The organism is Aromatoleum evansii, from assembly GCF_045689615.1.
GTDB classification, from domain to species: Bacteria; Pseudomonadota; Gammaproteobacteria; order Burkholderiales; family Rhodocyclaceae; genus Aromatoleum; species Aromatoleum evansii.
Genome location: NZ_CP141259.1, coordinates 5127865 through 5148558 on the forward strand (window position 1 = coordinate 5127865; position 20694 = coordinate 5148558).

Genomic DNA, 20694 nt, shown 5'->3' on the forward strand with positions numbered 1-20694 from the left:
CTCACAGAAGGAGGCCGGCGGCGAGGCAGCCGGCCGGCAGTGCATGTCGGGGAGCGCCGGGCGGCGCCATCAGGTCGGCGAGCTCCTGCAGCCGCGCGGCCATCTCCGGCGCCCACGCGAGGCCGACGCGCGCGAGCCACTTGCGGCGCAGCGCTGCACCGGCCCAGCTGCCCACGGGCACGCCGGAAACGCGCGACCACAGGCCGGGATCCGCGCGCAGGCGGGCCGCCGCGGCGCTCACCGAGCGTGCGAAGCCCTGCAGCAGGGCAGGCGCCGAGCGCGGCAAGTCCTCGTGACACACGAAGAAACTCGTCGGCACCTGCGGCCGCGGAACGGGAAAGGTCGCGAGCAGCCCGGCCAGGTCGCAGACCTCCCGGAAGGCTCCGCCCGCGACGAGTCCGGGCACCTGGTGCCAGTACAGCAGCGCCGCATCGAGCCCGCCGCCGCACAGGGCGTCGTGCAGGGCGCTCTTCGAGCCGGCAGCGATGCAATGCGACACCTCCGCCGGATCGAAGCCGTGGCGCAGCCGGCACGCGGCGCGCAGCAACAGCCAGTTCTTGTCCTGCGCATGGACGAGGCCGATGCGCTTGCCCGGCAGGTCCGCGAGGCTGCGCAGCGCGCCACCGCGCGGGGCGACGAGACCGCCGAAGATCGCGCCGTACGGGGCGGCCGCGACCAGCGGCAGGCCGGCGGCGCGATGGCGCGCGAGCGACAGCCAGTCGGTGTCGATGAGCTCGACCTCGCCGTCGATCAGCCGCGCCTCGGTCGCGTGGCGTTCGCCGCGCATGCGGTCGTCGCCCAGTTGCAGCGCGAGGCGATAGCCGTTGGCCTCGTCGAGGCCGCAGGCGACGATCGCGCGCATCAGCCACGCGCCGCTGCCGGTGGCTTCGAAGGCCGCGCGCAGGGTGGGCAGGGTGCTAACAGCGGACATCCGACACCCCGCCGAGAATACCGCGCACCGTAGGGCGGGAGGAGCGCAGCGCATCCCGCCAATCCGATCGCCGCGTGGCGGGATACGCCTGCGGCTCCTCCCGCCCTACGTGGTCGGCCGCAAATGCCGGCTCAGGCCACATAGCTCGCCGCCCGATCCATCAGGGTATCGACACGCTTCGCCTTTTCGCGCACCCAGCGCCCGCGCAGTTCGGCGAGCTCGGCGGCGTGGTGGCCGAGATCGGTCGCGCCGTCGGCGACCTCGTCGATCGCGCGGCGGTAGAAGCGCACGAGGTCGCGGATCATGCCGACCGGCCGTTCGCGCCCGGAGAGCTTGAAGCAGCTGACGCCGGCCGCGACGAAGGCCGGCAGCTGAGCGAGCATCAGGCGCGCGTCGCGGCGCAGCTTGATCTCGACAGGATCGCCCCCCACCGCGCCGAATTCCCAGTTGGCCTGGCACACGCGGTAGCACTCCTTCGCGCCGCGGTTCGCGCTGCCGTGGAAGTCGCGACTGCCCTCGACCTCCTTCCAGTCGCGAAAGCGCAGGTAGCTGCTCATGATGCATTTGCCGGGGCACAGCTTGCCGGTCTGCACCGTCTCGAACAGGAAGGTCTCCAGCCCGATGTCGCTCGCGCGGCGCACGGATTCGATCTCGGCAACGTCCCAGCGGTAGGGCAGGATGATCACGTCGGCGCCGGCGTCGCGGTAGAAGGCGGCATCGGCGAGGTTGCTGATGCCGCTGCCGATGCTCACATGCAGCACCGTGTCCGGGATCTCGCGGCGCAGCGCGCGGAGCAGGCCGATGTCGGTGACGATGAAACCCGAGGCGCCGTCGGCTGCATAGCGCAGCGCCTTGTCGACGAAGCGGTCGAAGTCGTAGGGCGTCGGGAAGGTGTTGAGCACGACCCGCAGCTCCGCGCCACGGCTGCGCGCGTAGGCGGCGGCCTCGCGGATCGCGTCGTCGCTCATCTCGGATTCGTAGGGCCGGCGCGAGAAACCGAGCGGGCCGACGTAGAGGATGTCGGCGCCCTGGTCGACCGCCGCGTGCGCCATCTCGAGCGAACCGGCCGGGGCGAGCAGCCTGGCGATCATCTGTCGCGTCCGATGTAGCGCTGGCCCGCGCCTTCGAAGTAATAGCCGTTGCACAGGCCTTCGCGCGCGAGGCCGGCGAGCGTATCCAGCGCCGGCGCGAAATCCCCCACGGCCTCGCCGGCGAAGGCACGCGCCAGCGCGTCGCGATAGATGTGCCCGACGGCCGCCGCATAGCCCGGCGCCTCGCCCTTGTTATGCACGTAGAAGTGCTTCAAGCCCATGCCCGCAAGCCGCTCGCCATGCTCGACCATGCACAGGTCCTTGCCCGACAGCGTCATGCGCCCGGTGTCCTTGAGCGACCAGTCGGCGCGGCTGCCGTCGTCGCGGCCGCGCTTGAGCCAGTGCTCCTGCGTGCATTGGTAGGAACAGCTGCCCTCGCCGCAGCCGCCCTCGGCACCCTCCTCGCTGTGCTCGAGGATGAAGCAGGTCTCCGAGATCACCAGCGGGATCTTGCCGTGCACCGGCACCAGCACCTCGATGTCGGCGTGCTCGGCGATGTAGCGTACCTCGTCGAGCGACAGTTCCGGGTTGGGATACACCCGCGTCACGCCGTGGTCCTTGAGCACCTTCGCGGTCTCGTGCGTGTACAGGTTGCCGAACACCCCAAGGTGGATCGGCGCCGTGCAGCCGCGCTCGCGCAGCATGCGCAGCACGCCGAGGTTATGCACCTCCAGCGCGTCGAAGGGCAGCTGGAGTGCGGTGTCGATGACGTCGCCGACCCAGTCGAGATCGTCGTTGCCGGGCACTGCATAGAGACGCAGGTAGGCCTTCTGGCCGTTCGCATGGACGTGCTGCAACCCGGCTTCGAGCAGCTCCGCGTGCGAGCTGAAGTTGTTCGGATACTCGGGGCAGGAGAAATCGCCGAGGTAGATCGCGTCGTAGGCCGAGAAATCGCCCTCGCGCAGTTCCTTCAGGTTGCCGACGTCGGTGGATAGTTCGAACATGTGTGGTCTCCTCGCAGGGGGTATTGGCTTAAGCGGCGGCGACGCGCCGGGATTCGTCGATCGCCTGGCGCAGCAGGCGGTTGTCGCGCTTGGCGCGCTCGGTCATCCAGCGCCCGCGCAGGATCTCGAGCTCGGACGCGAATACGGAAAGATCCGGGCGGTCCGATTCGAGGATCGTGTCGACCGCGCGCCGATATACGCGCACGATGTCGCGCACGAGCACCGCCGAACGGTCGCGCCCGGGCACCTTCAGGCAGTCGACGCCGGCGGCGAGGTAGTCCGGCAGCTCCTCCAGCCACAGCGCCGGGTTGGTCTTGATCGTCATCGGCATGCGGTAATCGATGTCGTCGACGTTGAAGTTCCACTCCGTCTGGCACACCCGCAGGCAGTCGCCGCCGCGCGAGGCCGAGCCGAAGAAGTGGTCCTTGCCCTCGGTGTCGAGCCAGCGGCGGAAGCTGAAATAGCTGCTCATGTTGCATTTCCCCGGACAGATCTTGCCGCCCGAGGGGGTCTTGAACAGGAAGACCTCGATGCCGACCTTGCCCGCGCCCTTGATCTGGCGGATCTCCTCCACCGACAGGCGATACGGCAGAACGACGTAGTCCGCGCCGAGTTCGCGCAGGAAGCGCACGTCCTCGTAGTTGGTGATGCCGCAACCGACGCTGGTATGCACGTTCACGTGCGGCAGGCGCTCCTTCACCAGCCGCATCGCGCCGAGGTCGCTGATCATGAAGCCCTGCGCGCCCCAGCCCGCATAGCGCTCGACGCGCTCGACGAACATCGGCAGCTCGGTCGAGCTCGGCAGCGTGTTCACGACCACACGCACCTCCTTGCCGCGCGCGAGCGCGTAGTCGATCGTGTGGCGGATCTCGTCGTCGTTGAGCTCGTCCTGCGCACCGCGCCGGCTCCAGCCGACCACGCCGACGTACACCGCGTCCGCGCCCTCGTCGAGCACCGTCTTCGCCATCTCCAGCGTGCCGCCGGGGGCCATCATCATCACCATCTTCACGTCTCCTTCAGGCCGGGATCGCTGCCCGGCATTCATGGTCTTCGCGCAGCAGCTCGCCCAGCGCGGCGAGGAAGCGCGCGTTCTCGGAAGGCAGGCCGACGCTCACGCGGATGTGGTCCGGCAGGCCGTAGCGGGCCATGCACTTCACCGCGACGCCGCGTTGCGCCAGGCGGGCGAGCGCCTCGCGCGGCGCGCGCAGCAATACGAAGTTCGCCGCCGAAGGCACGAACTCGACACCCAGGCGCCTGAGCCCCGCCATCAGCACCGCCCGCCCGCGCGCATTGGCGGCGACGCTGGCACGGCGGTGCGCGTCGTCCGCCAGCGCCGCGAGCGCCGCGGCCTGCGCCAGCGACCCGACGTGGTACTGCGGACACAGTGCGGCCAGCCGCCGCACCAGCGCCTCGGGCGCGAAGCCGTAGCCGACGCGCAGGCCCGCGAGCCCCTCGACCTTTGACAACGAGCGCAGCGCCAGCACCGGTGCGCCGCGCCGCACGTCCGCCGCCGCATCGATCAGATCATGCCCCTCGGCGTAGTCACGGTAGGCCTCGTCGAGCAGCAGCACGGCCCCGTCGGGCAAGGCATCACGCAGGCGCGCCCAGTCGGCGGGCGCCATCAGCGTTCCAGTCGGGTTGTGCGGCGATGCGACGATCACGAGGCGGGTCGCGGGCGTCAGGCGCGCGAGGTATTCCGCGACCGCGTAGCAGCTTCCCGCGAGCGGGACCGTGACGACACGCGCACGGGCGCGAGCGGCGGCCGAGCGGTAGGCGGGAAAGGCCGGATCGGGGATCAGCACCTCGCCGCCGGCACCGGCGAAGGCGCGCAGCGCGAGGTCGATCAGGTCGCACGCGCCGTTGCCGATGACGATCTGCGCGGCCGAAAGTCCCAGCCGGCGGGCCAGCGCGTCGCGCAATACGCCGCTGTCGGCCGCCGGATAGCGATGCAGGCCCGCGCTCGCACGGAGGATCGCGGTGCGCGCCGCGGGCGAGGGTCCGACAGGATTCTCGTTGCCGGAGAGATCCACGCCCGGCAGGTCCGCGCCGGCGTAATGCGCACGGATCGACGCGACCAGCGCAGGATGGGGTTCGGCCTGTGGCCGCGCTGCGCGCACCCTCGCGAAGGACTCGTCGAGCGGCAGGCCGAGGTATTCGTGCAGGAAACAGGCGGCCAGCGCCGGCGAGCGCGAGATACCCTGCTCGCAGTGCATCAGCACCCGGTGCCCTGCGGCGATACGGCCAGCGAGGAAGGCCGCGGCCTCGCGGATCGTCGCGGCGGGCAGCGCGACGCGGTCGGCCACTGCCAGCCCCAGCTGCAGCGCCACCTCCGCCGGGCGCGCCAGCGGCGCCAGCGACAGCAGCGTGTCGATGCCTGCCGTCCGCAGCGCGGCGCCGTCGGCGGCATCGGCGCGGCTTCCCACGGCCAGCTGCGGCATCACGAAATCCATTCCATTCCCCTCCGGGCCACGCCTGCGAACATGTCGACATCATCGACACGTGCGCCCCGGCGCGACACGGCAGGATCATGAAGCGGAGATCATGATTTTCTGCAATTCCATCTCGTCATTATGGTTATGTACCTGCAGCCGGCCCGGCGTGCTGCCGCGCAGCACACGACGCCTCAGCGCATGCAGCCGCCTGCGCGCCGGCACCATGCGACGAAGCCGACGCCGCCCAGCGTCAGGAAGCCCGCCATGCCCGCAGCCAGCGTCAGCGGCGAATGCCACAGCATGGGCGCGAAGATGCCGGCGATGCTCGAATTGATCCCGACCTGCAGGAAGCTCTGGCAGCTCGACGCCAGGCCGCGATGCGAGGGAAACAGCTCCAGCGCCAGCAGCGTCATGCTCGGCATCGACAGCGCCATGCCGAAGGTGTACAGCATGATGGGCAGCACCGACTGCGGCAGGCCGGGCGGCAGCAAGGTCGCGACGAGCAGGTTGGCGAGCGCCGCCGTCGCCATGATGGCCATGCCGACCACCACCGTGCGGCGCACATGCCAGCGTCCGGCCACCCGCTCCGACAATGCGGAACCGGCGCTCATGCCGATGACCGATGGAATGAACAGCCAGCCGAACTGCTGGGCGCTGAGGCCCAGGTGCTGCATCAGGAAGGCCGGCGCCGACAACACGTAGAGGAAGAAGCCGTTGAAGTTGAACGCCGCCGCCGCGCTGAGCAGCACGAAGGCACCGCTGCCCAGCACCCGCCGGTAGGCGCGCGCGAGCAGCACCGGATGCAGCGGATGGCGGTGCTCGGCGAGCAACGTCTCGGGCAGGAAGCGCCAGGTGAGGAAGGCCAGCAGCGCGCCGAAGAAGGCGAGGAAGAAGAAGATCGCCCGCCAGCCCGCCGCGGCCAGCAGCAGCCCGCCGATGATGGGCGCGATCGCCGGCGCGACGCCGAAGATCAGCATCACGCGCGACATCAGCCGCTGCGCGTGCGCCCCGTCGAACAGGTCGCGGATCACCGCCCGCCCGACCACCATGCCCGCGCCGCCGACCATGCCCTGCAGCGCGCGGCCCACCCACAGCCATTCGATCGACGGCGCCAGCGCACACACCAGCGAGGCCAGCGCGAACAGCACGCTGCCGGCGATGAGCACGTGGCGGCGGCCGAAATGGTCGGCGAGCGCACCATGCCACAGCACCATGAAGGCAAAAGTCGCCATGTAGGCGGTCAGCGTCTGCTGGATCTGCAGCTGCGATGCGCCGAGCTCTGCGCCCATCGCGCCGAAGGCCGGCAGGTAGGTGTCGATGGAAAACGGCCCGATGGCGGCGAGCGCGGCGAGGACAAACGCTAGCCAGGGCGAAGTGGCGGGCATCAGGGGAATCTCTGGGGCGTCTTGTTATTGGCTACCGTGCGCCCCTGCCGCGTCTGCGTCCCCCGCGGGGCCGCGTCAGCGGGGATCGAGGCCGCGCCGGTACTGGATCGCCTCGGCCAGATGCGCCGGACCGACGCGCTCGGCGCCGGCCAGGTCCGCGATCGTGCGGGCGACCTTCAGGATGCGATGATACCCGCGTGCGGACAGGTTCAGCCGCCGGATCGCCTGATCGAGCAGCGCCTTGCCCTGAGAGTCGGGCGCACACAGCGCATCGACGCGCCCCGGCGCGAGGTGGCTATTTGCCCCGCCCTGCCGTTCCCGTTGCACCGCCCGGGCCTGCACGACGCGCTCGCGCACGGTCGCGCTGGGTTCGCCGGCCGGCTGCGCGGTCATCTCCCCATGGTCGAGCAGCGGCACCTCGATGACGAGGTCCATGCGATCGAGCAGCGGCCCCGACAGGCGTCCGCGGTAGCGCGCGACCTGGTCGGGCGTGCAGCGGCAGCGTCCGCCCTTGTCCCCCGCGTGGCCGCAGGGGCAGGGATTCATCGCCGCGACGAGTTGGAAGCGCGCGGGAAACTCGGCCCGCTGCCGTGCGCGCGACACCGTCACGGTGCCGGTCTCCAGCGGCTCGCGCAGCGCCTCGAGCACGCGGCGGTCGAATTCCGGAAGTTCATCGAGGAACAGCACGCCATGGTGGGCGAGGCTGATCTCGCCCGGCTTCGGGTTCGCGCCGCCGCCCACGAGCGCCGGCGCGGACGCCGAGTGGTGCGGCGCGCGGTACGGCCGACGGCCCCAGCGGCGGGCATCGAAACCGCCTTCCAGCGACTGGATCGACGCACTCTCGATCGCCTCCCCCTCGTCGAGCGGCGGCAACAGGCTCGGCAGGCGACGCGCGAGCATGGACTTGCCGGTGCCGGGCGGGCCGAACATCAACAGCGAATGCGCCCCGGCCGCGGCAACCTCGAGGGCGCGCCGGGCTTGCAGCTGCCCCTTCACCTCGGCGAGATCGGGTTCGTCCTCGCGCCCTTCCGCGAGGGGTGGCGGCAGCCGGCGCGCGAGCGGCGTATGGCCGTTGAGATGCGCGCACACCGCCAGCAGGCTCGTCGCGGGCAGCACGCTGGCGCCGCGTGCGAGCGCCGCCTCGTCTGCGTTCGCGGCGGGCAGCACCAGCGCGCGGCCGCTGCGGCCACTCTCCAGCGCCATCGCGAGGCCGCCGCGCACCGCGCGCAGGCTGCCGTCGAGCGATAGCTCACCGACGAACTCATGCTTCGCGAGCCCCGCCGCATCGACCTGGCCCGACGCAACGAGAATGCCCAGCGCGATCGGCAGGTCGAAGCGCCCGCCCTCCTTGGGCAGGTCGGCGGGTGCGAGATTGACGGTGATGCGGCGTTGCGGGAATTCGAACTGCGAAGTCGCGATCGCGGCGCGCACGCGTTCGCGCGCCTCGCGGACTTCGGTGTCGGGCAGGCCGACCAGGTTGAATGCGGGCAGGCCGTTGGCGAGATGGACTTCCACCGTCACCTCGGGCGCGCCCATGCCCGCGAGCGCCCTGGTGCGTACGAGAGCCAGCGACATCGGTACCTCCGGAATGGACTGCACGCAGTCTACCGGAGGCGATGACAAATAGCTAAGCAGGGCAGCGGCATCACGTCCAGTCGTGCAACACGGCACACGTCTGTCGGGCGCAGTGGGCCGATGTGGGAGCGGCTTCAGCCGCGAATCGGCGGATCACTGCGCAACACCGCTGCTTCGCGGCTGAAGCCGCTCCCACACAGTTGCTCCCACGAAAAGCACGGTTCGGCTGCTCGTGAGATTGAGCGCCGGGCAAGCCAAGGCATGCTCAAGCCATGGGGAAGGCTCTCACTCCTCGTCGCGGTCGGCGCGAGCGCGTGCGAGTTCGGATTCCAGCGTGGCGACGCGGTCTTCCAGTTCGGCGAGCTTCTGGCGCGCGTGCGCGAGCACCTCGCGCTGCACGTCGAATTCTTCGCGCGTGACCAGATCGAGCTTGCCGAAGGCGCTGCCGAGCAGGGCCTTGGCGTTCTTTTCGAAGTCTTTCGCGGGATTGCTCGCGGCGAGTTCGGACAACTTGGCACCGATCTCGTCGAGGAAGCGGGGGCCTGCCATGTAGATACCTCTGGTGCGTAAGCGAAGAGCAAAAGTCTAGCACGGGCGCGGGAGCGAGTACGGACGGACGCCCGCCGCGCCCCATTCCGGTGTGCGGCCCGGCTGCCTGGGACGTCACGCACCACGAAATCGACTAGAACGCACCATGGAGGTGCATTTCGTGCGCAGACACTCTGCTGCAAGTGCACAAAATTCCGTGCGCAACGCCGCTCCAAAACAGCTTTTTTCTTTTCTAAACAATATCTTGCGCTACCGTTTCCGCAACTTGGCACGCCGCATGCAAAGGAGGACTCGCCAGCAATCAAACACCAACCATCAAGGAGCAACACCATGCACAAGCGCATCATCGCCCTGGCCGTTGCAGCAGCCCTCCCGCTAATCGCCTCCGGCACGGCCGCCGCCGGCGACAGCCCGATCGCCGCGAACGTCGCCCTCGTCTCCGACTATGCCTACCGCGGCATCAGCCAGACCGACGAGAAGCCGGCGCTGCAGGGCGGCTTCGATTATGCGCATTCGAGCGGCCTTTACATCGGCGTGTGGGGCTCGAACGTGTCCTGGCTGAGCGACCTCGAGCGCGGCACCGGCGAGAACTCGGGCAACAGCCTCGAGCTGGACGTCTACGGCGGCTACAAGGGCACGATCGGCGACATCGGCTACGACGTCGGCCTGCTGCAGTATGTCTATCCGGGCGAATTCGACTCGAGCTGGCGCAACACGATCGGCCTGAAGAACCCGAACACGCTGGAAGGCTACGTCGGCCTGTCGTGGCAGTTCCTGTCCTTCAAGTACTCGAACTCCTTCACCAACCTGTTTGGCGCGCCGGACTCCAAGGGCAGCCAGTACTTCGACCTGTCGGCCGCCTACGAGGTGATCCCGGGCACGACGCTCAACGCCCACGTCGGCCACCAGATGATCGCCGGCCCGGCCGAGTCCTACTCCGACTGGAAGGTCGGCGTGAGCCAGGCCGTCGCGGGCGTCACGCTCGGCCTGCACTACGTGGATACCAACATGAAGGACAAGAGCGACTTCGACGCCGACGGCCGCTACGTCGTAAGCCTCAGCAAGACCTTCTGAGCCTGCAACGCCGCGGGGCTCCGGCCCCGCAACACTGAAAGGAAAGCATCATGAAATTCGTCACCGCCATCATCAAGCCCTTCAAGCTCGACGAAGTGCGCGAGGCCCTCTCGGCGATCGGCGTGCAGGGCATCACCGTCACCGAGGTCAAGGGTTTCGGCCGGCAGAAGGGTCACACCGAGCTCTACCGCGGCGCCGAGTACGTCGTCGACTTCCTGCCCAAGGTGAAGATCGAGGCCGCCGTGCGCACCGAGCTGCTCGATCAGGTGATCGAGGCGATCGAGAAGTCCGCCGCCACCGGCAAGATCGGCGACGGCAAGATCTTCGTCTTCGACCTCGAGCAGGCCATCCGCATCCGCACCGGCGAAACGGGCGCCGAAGCGCTGTAAGGGAGAACACCATGAAAAAACTGTTTGCTGTCCTGCTTGCGGTCCTGGCGCTCGGCTTCGCCGGGCTCGCCAGCGCCGAGGATGCCCCGGCTGCGGCCGAGGCCATCACCGCGGTCGCCGACGCAGCCGCTGAAGCCGCGCCCGAAGCCGCCGCGGCGCCGGCCCCCACGGTCAACAAGGGCGACACCGCCTGGATGCTGACCTCCACCGCGCTGGTCGCCTTCATGGTGATCCCGGGCCTCGCGCTGTTCTACGGCGGCCTGGTGCGCTCGAAGAACATGCTGTCGGTGCTGATGCAGGTCTTCGTGATCTTCTCGCTGATGATCGTGCTGTGGTTCGTATACGGCTACAGCCTCGCCTTCACCGAGGGCAACGCCTTCATCGGCGGGCTATCGAAGGCCTTCCTCAGCGGCGTGACGGTCGATTCGGTCGCCGCGACCTTCAGCAAGGGCGTCGCGATCCCCGAGTTCGCCTACATCATCTTCCAGGCGACCTTCGCGGCGATCACCCCGGCGCTGATCGTCGGCGCCTTCGCCGAACGCATGAAGTTCTCCGCGGTCCTGCTGTTCATGGTGCTGTGGTTCACCTTCTCCTACCTGCCGATGGCCCACATGGTGTGGTACTGGGCGGGCCCGGATGCCTACGTGGATGCCGCCGCGGGTGAAGCCGCCGCTGCGACCGCAGGCTTCCTGTTCCAGAAGGGCGCGCTCGACTTCGCCGGCGGCACCGTGGTGCACATCAACGCGGCGATCGCGGGTCTCGTTGGCGCCTTCATGATCGGCAAGCGCATCGGCTACGGCCGCGAATCGATGGCCCCGCACTCGCTGACGCTGACCATGGTCGGTGCGTCGATGCTGTGGATCGGCTGGTTCGGCTTCAACGCCGGCTCCAACCTCGAAGCCAACGGCCTCACCGCGCTCGCCTTCCTCAACACGATGGTCGCGACCGGCATGGCGGCGATGTCCTGGATGGTTGCGGAATGGCTGATGAAGGGCAAGCCCTCGCTGCTGGGTGCGGCCTCGGGCGCGGTGTCGGGCCTGGTGGCGATCACCCCGGCCTGCGGCTGGGTCGGCCCGATGGGCGCGCTGGTGATCGGTCTGCTCGCCGGCGTGATCTGCCTGTGGGGTGTGAATGGCCTCAAGCGCATGCTCGGCGCCGACGACGCGCTCGACGTGTTCGGCGTGCATGGCGTGGGCGGCATCCTCGGCGCGATCCTGACCGGCGTGTTCGCCAACCCGGACCTCGGCGGCGTCGGCGTGTATGACTACGTCGCCAATGCGGTCGCGCCGTTCTCGACCTCGGCGCAGGTCACCAGCCAGATCTGGGGCGTGGTGGTCGCGATCGTGTGGTCGGGCGTCGTGTCGGTGGTCGCCTACAAGATCGTCGATGTGCTGATCGGCCTGCGCGTGCCGGAAGAAGAGGAACGCGAAGGCCTCGACATCACGGCCCACGGCGAAACGGCCTACCACATCTGACCATCTCCGGATCGCTCCCTCGTCCGGTCCTGCAACGGGCGCCCCTTCGGGGGCGCCCGTTTTCGTTCACCCCGGCAAACACCGGGCCCAGCATTGCCACTACCGCGAAATAGGTATTACTATTCGAATATACTTAGTTGCTTACTTTTTCTTACACACGCCGAGGGTTCCATGATCCGCATCCTTTCACGCATCGCCGCCGCCACGCTGCTCTCCTTCACGGCCGTTGCCGCGCATGCCGTCGACAACCCGACCAGCTTGGCCGGCGCAACGGTGGTCACGCCCGAGCAGGCCCGCGATCTGCAATCGAAGGGCGCGGTCGTCATCGACGCGCGCTCGGCGGCCGAATATGCCGAAGGCCATATCGACGGCGCCATCAACGTACCGTACAAGGAAAAGAGCGAGAAGAAGCCGGACTTCGACTCCTCCGCCGACAGCGTCGACCTGGCCAAGCTGCCGAGCGACAAGGCCAAGCCCATCGTGACCTACTGCAACGGCCACGACTGCTGGAAGAGCTACAAGCTGTCGATTGCCGCGATGAAGGCCGGCCACACCAAGGTGAACTGGCTGCGCGACGGCCTGCCCGGCTGGAAGGCCAAGGGCCTCCCGGTCAAGTAAGGCGCAGCACGGGCGAAGCGCAGGCTGCGCCCGTCGCGGCGCAACCTGCGGCTTTGCAAGGAATACCGATGCGCACCACCCTCTCGCTGAAAGCGAAACTCTACGCCCTGGCGGCCTTCGCACTCGCGATGATCGTCGCCATCGCGGCCATGCTCTTCTACGGCAACGCGTCCTCGACCGAGGCACTGCGCCGGGTGTATGAAGAAAACGCCCTCCCGCTGCGCAAGATCCAGGCGGTGAGCGACCAGCTCGGCGAGGTGCGCTTCCGCATCGCCGGGGTGATCACCGACCAGATGCCCGCGCCCGGCTCGCGCCGCCATCTCGCCGAAGTACGCGAGTCGCTGCCCGGATTGTGGGCCGAATACCGCCAGATGTCCGCGACAGGCGCCGACGAAACGGCCGAACTCGCGCTGACCGAGAAGCTCGAACAGGGCCTCGCGACCCTGCCCGCACTCTTCGCCAAGCTCGACGCGGCCTACTCGGCGAGCAACGACAAGGAACTGCTCACCGGCATCCTCGAGGACGACTGGCCGCCGGTCATCACCAGCGTCTCCAAACCGCTCGCGGAACTCCTCGCCCTGCGCACCCAGGAGGTGGAGCAGGTCTATCATGAAGCCGCGCGCATGGAGCGCGAACTGAACCGCTATGCCACGATCCTCGTCGGCAGTGCCGTCGTTCTGCTCGCGATCTTCACCACGCTGATCATCCGCGCCATCACCCGCCCCGTCGCCGACGTGCAGCACGCCCTGGCGCAGGTCGCCCGGGGAGACCTGACGGCCAAGAGCACCGTGCACAGCGGCGACGAGCTGGGGGAAATGGCGCGCGCCATCAATGCTTCGCTCGAAACCCTGTGCCGGACGCTGGCCCAGGTTCGCCAGGGTTCCGACCGCGTCGCCGAAGCGTCCGAGAACGTGCGCGCGAGCGCGCGCGACATCCACGACCGCGCGCAGGTTCAGTCCGACGAGGTCATGAAGATGACCGCCGCGATGCAGCAGTTGACGGTCTCCGTGGGCGAAATCTCGACCGGTTCGGCGCAGGTGTCCGACGCGGCGACCCGCGCCAACGAGGCCGCCGAGCGCGGCGGCCGGCTGATGCGCGAGAGCCGCGTCGCCACCGACCGCGCCCGGCATGCCTCGGTCGAAGCGACGCAGGCGGTGAACGCGCTGTCCTCGTCCATCCAGCAGATCAACGCCATCTCCACAGTGATCCGCGAGATTGCCGACCAGACGAACCTCCTCGCGCTCAATGCGGCGATCGAGGCGGCGCGCGCGGGCGAGGCCGGGCGCGGCTTCGCGGTGGTCGCCGACGAAGTGCGCAAGCTCGCCGAGCGCACCGGCCACAGCACGGCCGAGATCGCGAACATCGTGCAGGCCGTGGAACAGCAGGCGACGAGCGCGGTGCAGGCCATGCGCGCAGTCGATGCGGACGTCGCCGAGGACGCCGACAAGATCGGCCGGCTCGAGGAAGCGTTCATGCAGATCGTCGACGCGGCGGGGCGCGTCTCGGCGCTGTCGGAAGACATCGCGCACTCCACGAGGGAGCAGCGCATCGTCGCCGAGCAGACCGCCAACGGCATGGAAGCCATCTCGCAGGCGGTCGAGCACACCAGCGCGACGATCGCCGAGATGGCCGCGGCGGCCGAAGATTCGGCGCACACCGCGGATTCGCTGCGTCAGGTCGTGGGTAACTTCCGCACCGCCTGAGGCGCGCCTTGCAGCGGAGGGACGCCGGCAGGCGCCCCGCCGCAATCAGCGGAACACCACCGTCTTGTTGCCGTGCAGCAGCACGCGCCCTTCGAGGTGGTAGCGCAGCCCGCGCGCGAGCACGGTCTTCTCGATGTCCTTGCCGTAGCGCACCATGTCCTCGACCGAGTCGGAGTGGTCGATGCGGATCACGTCCTGCTCGATGATCGGCCCCTGATCGAGTTCCGAGGTGACATAGTGGCAGGTCGCACCGATCAGCTTCACACCCTTCTTCCAGGCCTGGTGATAGGGCTTCGCGCCGACGAAGCTGGGCAGGAAGCTGTGGTGGATGTTGATGATGCGCCCCGGGTACGCGGCGCACAGCTCCGGCGACAGCACCTGCATGTAGCGCGCGAGCACGATGGTGTCGCCGCGCACCTCCTCGACGATGCGCCGCACCTCCGCATACGCCGAGACCTTGTTGTCCGGGGTGACCGGCACGTGATGGAAGGGGATGCCGTGCCACTCGACGAAGCCGCGGAAGGTGTCGTGGTTGGAGATCACGCACGGGATCTCGATGTCCAGCTCCTTCGACTGCCAGCGCGCGAGCAGATCGTAAAGGCAGTGCTCCTGCTTCGACACCAGCACGACGACGCGCTTCTTCACCGCCGAGTCGGTGATGCTCCACTCCATCTCCAGCTCTTCGGCGATGGGGCGGAAGCGCTCGCGGAACTCGGCGAGGTGGAAGGGCAGCGAGTCGGCCTTGATCTCGATGCGCATGAAGTAGCGGCCGACCGCCTCGCCCTCCTCCGGCGGTTCGGCGTGCAGCGAGGTCTCGAGAATCCAGCCGCGGTGCTCGGCGACGAAGCCCGACACGCGCGCGACGATGCCGACGCGGTCGGGGCAGGACGCCGACAGGGTGTAGAAGCGGTCGCGATGCATCGGATTACGCGACGCGCGCGAACGCCTTGTCGATCTCGCGGCGCAGCTCGGCATAGCTGCGCGTCACCGGGAACTGCGGGAATTCGCGGATCACGTTCTCGGGCGGATGGAACAGGATGCCGCCGTGCGCCTCGCCGAGCATCGCGGTGTCGTTGTACGAGTCGCCCGCGGCGACGACCTTGAGGTTCAGCTCCTTGAAGCGCTTGACGGCCTCGCGCTTCTGGTCGGGCATGCGCAGGTGGTAGTTCACCAGCACGCCGTTCGCGTCGGCCTCGAGGCGGTGGCACAGCAGGGTCGGCCAGCCGAGCTGCTTCATCAGCGGCTTGGCGAATTCCTGGAAGGTGTCGGAGAGGATCACGACCTGGTAGCTCTCGCGCAGGTCGTCGAGGAAGTCGCGCGCACCGGCCATCGGGCCCATGCTGGCGATCACGTCCTGGATGTCGGGCAGGCCCAGCTTGCGCTCGGCAAGGATGTTGAGCCGGTACTTCATCAGCGTGTCGTAGTTCGGCTCGTCGCGCGTCGTGCGGCGTAGCTCCGGGATGCCGGTACGCTCGGCGAATTCGATCCAGATTTCGGGAACCAGCACACCTTCAAGGTCGAGACAGACGATCTGCACGGCAAGCTTCCTGTTTCGGCGAATAAATGAACCCCGGATTCTAGCAGTCGCCGACCACCCCGCCGCCGCACGCGGAACCGTCATCGTTCAAAAAATTTAATCTACCGGGAACCTATTAGAAGGCCAGCGGTCTGGGTGATATGGCCCTATAATGGCAGGGCTAAATGCGTAACCCTTGGCCCCGATGGAGGCCATTTGGCGGGACGGCCTCCGGTCGTCCCGTTTTTCTTTTCCGCTCAGCCGGCCAGCAGGTTGCGCACGCGCAGGCCCTGCTGCGCGAAATGCGCGCGCAGTTCGTCCTGATGCTCGAAGTCGCGCGTCTCCATCTGCAGGATCACCTCGGTCATGCCCACGGGCACGTGCAGTTCGCCGCGCCGATGTTCGACGTGGCGCACGTTCATCCCCAGGTCGGCGACCGTCTTGAGCACCGAGAGCAGCTGGCCCGGCGCGTCGGAGATCGTCACCGCGACGCACATCAGCCGTCCGCTGGAGGCGAGGCCGTAGTCGATCGAGCGCCCCACCAGCGTCATGTCGACGTTGCCGCCGGAGATCACGACCACAGCGCGGTCGTCCGCGCGCAGCGCGATCTTCTTCTGCATCAGCGCGGCGAGCCCGACGACGCCTGCCCCTTCGCCTATCGTGCGCGTGCGTTCGAGCAGCGTCACGATGGCCTCGGCGATCGCGTTGTCGTCCACGGTCACGATCTCATCGACGTAGCGTGCGATGACCTGGCGCGTGAGCTTGCCGGGGCGCTTCACCTTGATGCCGTCGGCGATCGTGTGCGCGCCCGGCGGCACCTCCTCCAACGCACCGTCGCGCAGGTAGCTGCGCCACGGCGCGACCGCCTCGGTCTGCACCCCGATCACGCGGATCGCCGGGTTCTGCAGCTTGAGCGCCAAGGCGATGCCCGAGATCAGGCCGCCGCCGCCCAGCGGCACGATCGCGACTGTCGTGTCCGGCGCGTCCTCCAGCATCTCCAGGCCGCAGCTCGCCTGCCCGGCGATCACGTCCCAGTCGTCGTAGGGATGGAGGAAGGCGAGGCCTTCGGCCTTGGCGAGTTTCGTCGCCTCGTCCGTCGCCGCTTCCAGCGTCTCGCCGACCAGGCGCACGTCGGCGCCGAGCTTGCGGCAGGACTGGATCTTCGTCAGCGGCGCGTTCACCGGCATGAACACGACGGCGCGCAGCCCGCTCTGCGCCGCCGCGCGTGCCACCCCCTGCGCGTGGTTGCCGGCAGAGGCGGCGACGACGCCGATAGGCGGATTCTTGCCGGCCAGCAGGCGGCCGATCTTGTGCGTGGCGCCGCGTAGCTTGAACGAGCCGGTGCGCTGCAGGTTCTCGAGCTTGAGGCGCAGCGGCACCCCCAGCTCCTCGGAGAGCGGGTCGTTCTGCCACTGCACGGTGCGCAGGATGGCGTCGCGGATGCGCTCGCGCGCGGCGAGCAGGGCCGGCAGGTCGAGCGGGAGGGCAGCGGGCATGCGGAATCCTCGGGACAAGGGTTGCGCGGGGGCACGACGGGCTCCCATGCGCCACTTTAGCCGCAAAAAGCCCGCATTCGGGCCCCGGCTGCGGACGAAGCGTCGCACAGCCGCGGTCGCGCGGCGCCGCCGATATGCGGTATAAATGGCATCTGCCCGACCAACCACGCGCAGTCGCGCCGCGCATCCCGCCAATGATCAAACTCATTCGCATCGACCAGCTCGCGCGGGGCATGTTCATCCACGACCTGAACTGCGACTGGATCGACCACGACTTCGTGCTCAGCCGCTTCCTCGTCAAGGACGCGGCGACGCTGGCGCGCGTGCGTGCGACCGGCGTGCGCGAGATCTACATCGACACGGCGCGCGGCGGCGACGTGGCCGATGCGCCGAGTGCGGAGGAAGCCGCGCGCGAAGTCGACGCGACGCTGGACCGCATCGCGACGACGCGGCCGGCGGAGGAGCTGGCGATCTCGCCCGAGGCCGAGCGTTACCGCGCGCGGCGGCTGCATGGGGAAGCGCGGCGCATCGTGCGCGACATGATGGGCGACATCCGGCTGGGCAAGCAGATCGAGGTGGAGCAGATCGAACCGCTGGTCGAGAACATCGTCGCGTCGGTGTTCCGCAAGTCGGACGCGCTGCTGCCGCTGCTGCACCTGAAGGACCACGACGACTACACCTTCATGCATTCGGTGTCGGTATGCGCGCTGATGACGTGCTTCGCGCGCACGCTGGAGCTGCCGCGCGAGGTGATCCGCGAGATCTCGATCGGCGCACTGCTGCACGACGTCGGCAAGGCCAAGGTGCCCGAAAACATTCTCAACAAGCCGGGCAAGCTCACCGACGCCGAGTTTGACGCGATGAAGTCGCACGTCGTGCAGAGCAAGATCATTTTGCAGGACACGCCCGGCATCAGCGAGATCGCGCTGGAGGTCGCCGCGCAGCACCACGAACGCTTCGACGGCAGCGGCTACCCCAACCGCCTCGCGGGCGACGGCATCAGCCTGTACGGGCAGATGGCCGCGATCGTCGACGTCTATGACGCGATCACCTCGAACCGCGTGTACCACAAGGGCATGCCGCCGACGCTGGCGTTGCGGAAGCTCCTCGAATGGAGCAAGTTCCACTTCGCACCGAAGCTCGTGCATGCCTTCATCCGCTCGATCGGCATCTACCCGACCGGCTCGCTCGTGAGCCTGCAGAGCGGGGCGCTCGCCGTGGTGCAGGAGCAGAACCCGGACAATCTGCTCAAGCCGCGGGTGCTGGTGATCTTCGACCTCAAGCAGCGCTGCTACACGACGCCGCGCGAGCTGAACCTCGCGGACTCGTGCGATGCGGTGGTCGAGCACGAGGATTTCGCGCAGTGGCAGATCGACCCGGCGCGCTGGGTCGCGGTGGCGTAGGACGCGATCAAATCCTGTCGGCAACGAACCGTAGGGCGGGAGGAGCCGAAGGCGTATCCCGCCACGCGGCGCTCGATCATGCCCCGACGCCCGGACCGGCGGGATGCGCTGCGCTCCTCCCGCCCTACGCCGGATACGCGGCAGTTCAATCCGCCGGCAGCGCCTCCAGCGCCTCCGAGATCTCCAGCCAGCGCATTTCCGCCTCGTCGATCCAGCCGGCGAGTTCCGCCTGGCGCTTGAGGAGGGTCTGCAGCTGGGCGGAATCGCCGCCGGCATACAGGGTCGGGTCCGACAGGCGCGCGTCGAGCAGTTTCTTCTCGCCCTGCCAGCCGGCGAGCTTCTTCTCGATCTGGTCGATCTCCTTCACCAGCGGGCGGCGCGCCGCGAGCCGTGCCTGGCGCTCCGCGGCGGACTGCGCGCGGTCGGCCTTGCGTGCGGCCTTGTCGGCCTCGCGGTCGGGGCACTTCGCGGCCTCGGCGGCCTGCGCGCGGCGCGTCGCGAGCCAGTCGCGGTAGTCGTCGAGGTCGCCGTCGAAGGGCTGGATGCGGCCGTCGTCGACGAGCAGGAAGCGGTCGCAGGTCGCACGCAAGAGCGCCCGGTCGTGCGACACCAGCACCATGCCGCCCTCGTAGTCCTGCAGCGCGAGCGTGAGCGCGTGGCGCATCTCGAGGTCGAGGTGGTTGGTCGGCTCGTCGAGCAGCATCAGGTTGGGGCGCTGCCAGATCATCAGCGCGAGCGCGAGGCGCGACTTCTCGCCGCCAGAGAACGGGCCGCAGGGCGTGGTCGCCGGCGTCGAGGTGCCGCCGACGCCGTCGCCGCGGAAGTCGAAGCCTCCGAGGTAGTCGCGCAGCTCCTGCTCGCGGGCGCGCGGATCGAGGCGGACCATGTGTTGCAGCGGGGATTCCTCCGGGCGCAGGGTTTCGAGCTGGTGCTGGGCGAAGTAGCCGATCGCCAGGCCCTTGCCTTCGCTGCGGCTGCCCGCGGCGAGTTGGAGTTCACCGGACAGCAGCTTGATCAGCGTGGACTTGCCGGCGCCGTTGCGCCCGAGCAGGCCCACGCGCTCGCCCGGCCGAAGCGTCAGACGGATGCGGTCGAGCACGGTGCGCTCGCCATAGGCCACCGCGCCATCCTCGATCTGCAGTAGCGGGTCGGGCGCAGCCGGGCCTTCGCGGAAGCTGAACGAGAACGGGGTGTCGATGTGCGCCGCGGCGATGCGCTCCATGCGCTCGAGCGCCTTGATGCGGCTCTGCGCCTGGCGGGCCTTGGTGGCCTGGGCGCGGAAGCGGCGGATGTAGTTCTCGATGTGCGCGACCTCGCGCTGCTGCTTCTCGAACAGCGCCTGCTGCTGCGCCAGGCGCTCGGCGCGCTGGCGCTCGAAGTCCGAGTAGCCGCCGGAGTAGAGGGTCAGGCGCTGCTGCTCGATGTGGGCGATGTGAGTGATGCAGGCGTCGAGGAACTCGCGGTCGTGCGAGATCAGCAGCAGCGTGCCGCGGTAGTCGCGCAGCCACTGCTCCAGCCAGATCACGGCGTCGAGGTCGAGGTGGTTGGTCGGCTCGTCGAGCAGCAGCAGGTCGGAGCGGCACATCAGCGCCTGCGCGAGGTTCAGGCGCATGCGCCAGCCGCCGGAGAAGTCCGACACGGGGCGCTCGGGGTCGTTGCCGACGAAACCCAGGCCGTCGAGCAGCGCCGCCGCGCGGGCGCGCGATGCATAGCCGCCGATCTCGTGCAGGCGCGCGTGCAGTTCTCCGATATGCGCGCCATCGTGCGCCGCTTCGGCCGCGGCGAGCTTCGCCTCGACCGCGCGCAGCTCGGCGTCGCCGTCGAGCACGTATTCGATCGCAGGCTTCGCCAGCGCCGGCGTTTCCTGCGCGACGTGCGCGATCTGCCAGCCCGCGGGGATGTCGAGGTCGCCCTGGTCCTGGTGCAGCAGCCCGCGCAGCAGCGCGAACAGGCTGGACTTGCCGGTACCGTTGGCGCCGGTGAGGCCGACCCGCCAGCCGGGGTGGATCTGCAGGGAGGCGGATTCGACGAGGACTTTGGCGCCCCGGGCGAGGCGGAGGTTGCGAAACTGGATCACGTCAGCGCATCTTCGGGCAAAGGCGTTATTCTACGC

At 68.7% G+C, this 20694-nt stretch carries 18 protein-coding genes; 6 read left to right on the forward strand and 12 right to left on the reverse strand.

From position 1 onward, the window contains the following. Position 1: 1 nt before the first annotated feature. The 8 genes from U5817_RS24015 to U5817_RS24050 form a co-directional block, all read right to left on the reverse strand. The gene (locus U5817_RS24015; protein WP_407279082.1) at positions 2 to 931 is read right to left on the reverse strand and encodes an ABC transporter substrate-binding protein; all 930 of its coding nucleotides are present in this window, start codon (positions 929 to 931) and stop codon (positions 2 to 4) included. 131 nt (positions 932 to 1062) lie between these two features. Next, positions 1063 to 2022, reverse strand: coding sequence for a peptidase U32 family protein (locus U5817_RS24020; RefSeq protein WP_407279083.1), 960 nt, complete (start codon positions 2020 to 2022; stop codon positions 1063 to 1065). Further along, positions 2019 to 2966, reverse strand: coding sequence for a peptidase U32 family protein (locus U5817_RS24025; RefSeq protein WP_407279084.1), 948 nt, complete (start codon positions 2964 to 2966; stop codon positions 2019 to 2021). The genes U5817_RS24020 and U5817_RS24025 overlap by 4 nt, the downstream gene beginning before the upstream one ends. Positions 2967 to 2994: 28 nt before the next feature. Beyond that, positions 2995 to 3969: a peptidase U32 family protein gene (locus U5817_RS24030; protein ID WP_407279085.1), complete on the reverse strand. Its 975-nt coding sequence runs from the start codon at positions 3967 to 3969 to the stop codon at positions 2995 to 2997. A 13-nt stretch (positions 3970 to 3982) separates the two neighbouring features. Next, a complete protein-coding gene (locus U5817_RS24035; RefSeq protein WP_407279086.1) occupies positions 3983 to 5416 on the reverse strand; it encodes an aminotransferase class I/II-fold pyridoxal phosphate-dependent enzyme in 1434 nt (477 codons plus the stop codon). A gap of 173 nt (positions 5417 to 5589) precedes the next feature. Continuing rightward, complete coding sequence (locus U5817_RS24040; protein WP_407279087.1) at positions 5590 to 6783, reverse strand: multidrug effflux MFS transporter; 1194 nt, start codon at positions 6781 to 6783, stop codon at positions 5590 to 5592. A 75-nt stretch (positions 6784 to 6858) separates the two neighbouring features. After that, positions 6859 to 8358 carry a YifB family Mg chelatase-like AAA ATPase gene (locus tag U5817_RS24045; protein WP_407279088.1) on the reverse strand — a complete coding sequence of 500 codons (1500 nt, stop codon included), beginning with the start codon at positions 8356 to 8358 and terminating at the stop codon, positions 6859 to 6861. Positions 8359 to 8643: 285 nt separating this feature from the next. Then, a complete protein-coding gene (locus tag U5817_RS24050) occupies positions 8644 to 8907 on the reverse strand; it encodes an accessory factor UbiK family protein (RefSeq protein WP_407279089.1) in 264 nt (87 codons plus the stop codon). Between the two features lie 330 nt (positions 8908 to 9237). Between U5817_RS24050 and U5817_RS24055 the strand changes: the two genes are divergently transcribed. The 5 genes from U5817_RS24055 to U5817_RS24075 all read left to right on the forward strand — a co-directional run bounded on the left by U5817_RS24055 (position 9238) and on the right by U5817_RS24075 (position 14166). Beyond that, a complete protein-coding gene (locus U5817_RS24055) occupies positions 9238 to 9981 on the forward strand; it encodes a TorF family putative porin (RefSeq protein ID WP_169125216.1) in 744 nt (247 codons plus the stop codon). 50 nt (positions 9982 to 10031) lie between these two features. Beyond that, positions 10032 to 10370 (forward strand): P-II family nitrogen regulator, encoded by a 339-nt coding sequence (glnK, locus tag U5817_RS24060; protein WP_169125217.1) that lies wholly within the window; start codon positions 10032 to 10034, stop codon positions 10368 to 10370. A gap of 11 nt (positions 10371 to 10381) precedes the next feature. After that, positions 10382 to 11845 carry an ammonium transporter gene (locus U5817_RS24065; RefSeq protein WP_407279090.1) on the forward strand — a complete coding sequence of 488 codons (1464 nt, stop codon included), beginning with the start codon at positions 10382 to 10384 and terminating at the stop codon, positions 11843 to 11845. A 171-nt stretch (positions 11846 to 12016) separates the two neighbouring features. Next, positions 12017 to 12463, forward strand: a complete 447-nt coding sequence (locus tag U5817_RS24070; protein ID WP_407279091.1) for a rhodanese-like domain-containing protein — start codon at positions 12017 to 12019, stop codon at positions 12461 to 12463. 68 nt (positions 12464 to 12531) lie between these two features. Then, entirely contained in the window at positions 12532 to 14166 is a 1635-nt protein-coding gene (locus U5817_RS24075; protein ID WP_169125220.1) for a methyl-accepting chemotaxis protein, read from the forward strand. Between the two features lie 45 nt (positions 14167 to 14211). On the opposite strand, the gene purU is transcribed toward U5817_RS24075, so the two are convergent. The 3 genes from purU to ilvA all read right to left on the reverse strand — a co-directional run bounded on the left by purU (position 14212) and on the right by ilvA (position 17178). Beyond that, the gene (gene purU, locus U5817_RS24080; protein WP_407279092.1) at positions 14212 to 15087 is read right to left on the reverse strand and encodes a formyltetrahydrofolate deformylase; all 876 of its coding nucleotides are present in this window, start codon (positions 15085 to 15087) and stop codon (positions 14212 to 14214) included. Between the two features lie 4 nt (positions 15088 to 15091). Next, the gene (gene thrH / locus U5817_RS24085) at positions 15092 to 15703 is read right to left on the reverse strand and encodes a bifunctional phosphoserine phosphatase/homoserine phosphotransferase ThrH (protein ID WP_169125222.1); all 612 of its coding nucleotides are present in this window, start codon (positions 15701 to 15703) and stop codon (positions 15092 to 15094) included. A gap of 236 nt (positions 15704 to 15939) precedes the next feature. Beyond that, entirely contained in the window at positions 15940 to 17178 is a 1239-nt protein-coding gene (ilvA, locus tag U5817_RS24090) for a threonine ammonia-lyase (RefSeq protein ID WP_407279093.1), read from the reverse strand. Between the two features lie 194 nt (positions 17179 to 17372). Here ilvA and U5817_RS24095 point away from each other — a divergent pair, with 194 nt between their 5' ends. Continuing rightward, entirely contained in the window at positions 17373 to 18581 is a 1209-nt protein-coding gene (locus U5817_RS24095; RefSeq protein ID WP_169125224.1) for an HD-GYP domain-containing protein, read from the forward strand. 145 nt (positions 18582 to 18726) lie between these two features. On the opposite strand, the gene U5817_RS24100 is transcribed toward U5817_RS24095, so the two are convergent. Next, positions 18727 to 20658: an ATP-binding cassette domain-containing protein gene (locus U5817_RS24100; protein ID WP_407279094.1), complete on the reverse strand. Its 1932-nt coding sequence runs from the start codon at positions 20656 to 20658 to the stop codon at positions 18727 to 18729. Positions 20659 to 20694: the final 36 nt, after the last annotated feature.

Excerpts from the sequence above, each read along its gene's own strand:
- U5817_RS24015 (WP_407279082.1), bottom strand. The coding sequence starts at position 931 with ATGTCCGCTGTTAGCACCCTGCCCACCCTGCGCGCGGCCTTCGAAGCC.
- U5817_RS24020 (WP_407279083.1), bottom strand. The coding sequence starts at position 2,022 with ATGATCGCCAGGCTGCTCGCCCCGGCCGGTTCGCTCGAGATGGCGCAC.
- U5817_RS24025 (WP_407279084.1), bottom strand. The coding sequence starts at position 2,966 with ATGTTCGAACTATCCACCGACGTCGGCAACCTGAAGGAACTGCGCGAG.
- U5817_RS24030 (WP_407279085.1), bottom strand. The coding sequence starts at position 3,969 with ATGGTGATGATGATGGCCCCCGGCGGCACGCTGGAGATGGCGAAGACG.
- U5817_RS24035 (WP_407279086.1), bottom strand. The coding sequence starts at position 5,416 with ATGGATTTCGTGATGCCGCAGCTGGCCGTGGGAAGCCGCGCCGATGCC.
- U5817_RS24040 (WP_407279087.1), bottom strand. The coding sequence starts at position 6,783 with ATGCCCGCCACTTCGCCCTGGCTAGCGTTTGTCCTCGCCGCGCTCGCC.
- U5817_RS24045 (WP_407279088.1), bottom strand. The coding sequence starts at position 8,358 with ATGTCGCTGGCTCTCGTACGCACCAGGGCGCTCGCGGGCATGGGCGCG.
- U5817_RS24050 (WP_407279089.1), bottom strand. The coding sequence starts at position 8,907 with ATGGCAGGCCCCCGCTTCCTCGACGAGATCGGTGCCAAGTTGTCCGAA.
- U5817_RS24055 (WP_169125216.1), top strand. The coding sequence starts at position 9,238 with ATGCACAAGCGCATCATCGCCCTGGCCGTTGCAGCAGCCCTCCCGCTA.
- glnK (WP_169125217.1), top strand. The coding sequence starts at position 10,032 with ATGAAATTCGTCACCGCCATCATCAAGCCCTTCAAGCTCGACGAAGTG.
- U5817_RS24065 (WP_407279090.1), top strand. The coding sequence starts at position 10,382 with ATGAAAAAACTGTTTGCTGTCCTGCTTGCGGTCCTGGCGCTCGGCTTC.
- U5817_RS24070 (WP_407279091.1), top strand. The coding sequence starts at position 12,017 with ATGATCCGCATCCTTTCACGCATCGCCGCCGCCACGCTGCTCTCCTTC.
- U5817_RS24075 (WP_169125220.1), top strand. The coding sequence starts at position 12,532 with ATGCGCACCACCCTCTCGCTGAAAGCGAAACTCTACGCCCTGGCGGCC.
- purU (WP_407279092.1), bottom strand. The coding sequence starts at position 15,087 with ATGCATCGCGACCGCTTCTACACCCTGTCGGCGTCCTGCCCCGACCGC.
- ilvA (WP_407279093.1), bottom strand. The coding sequence starts at position 17,178 with ATGCCCGCTGCCCTCCCGCTCGACCTGCCGGCCCTGCTCGCCGCGCGC.
- U5817_RS24095 (WP_169125224.1), top strand. The coding sequence starts at position 17,373 with ATGATCAAACTCATTCGCATCGACCAGCTCGCGCGGGGCATGTTCATC.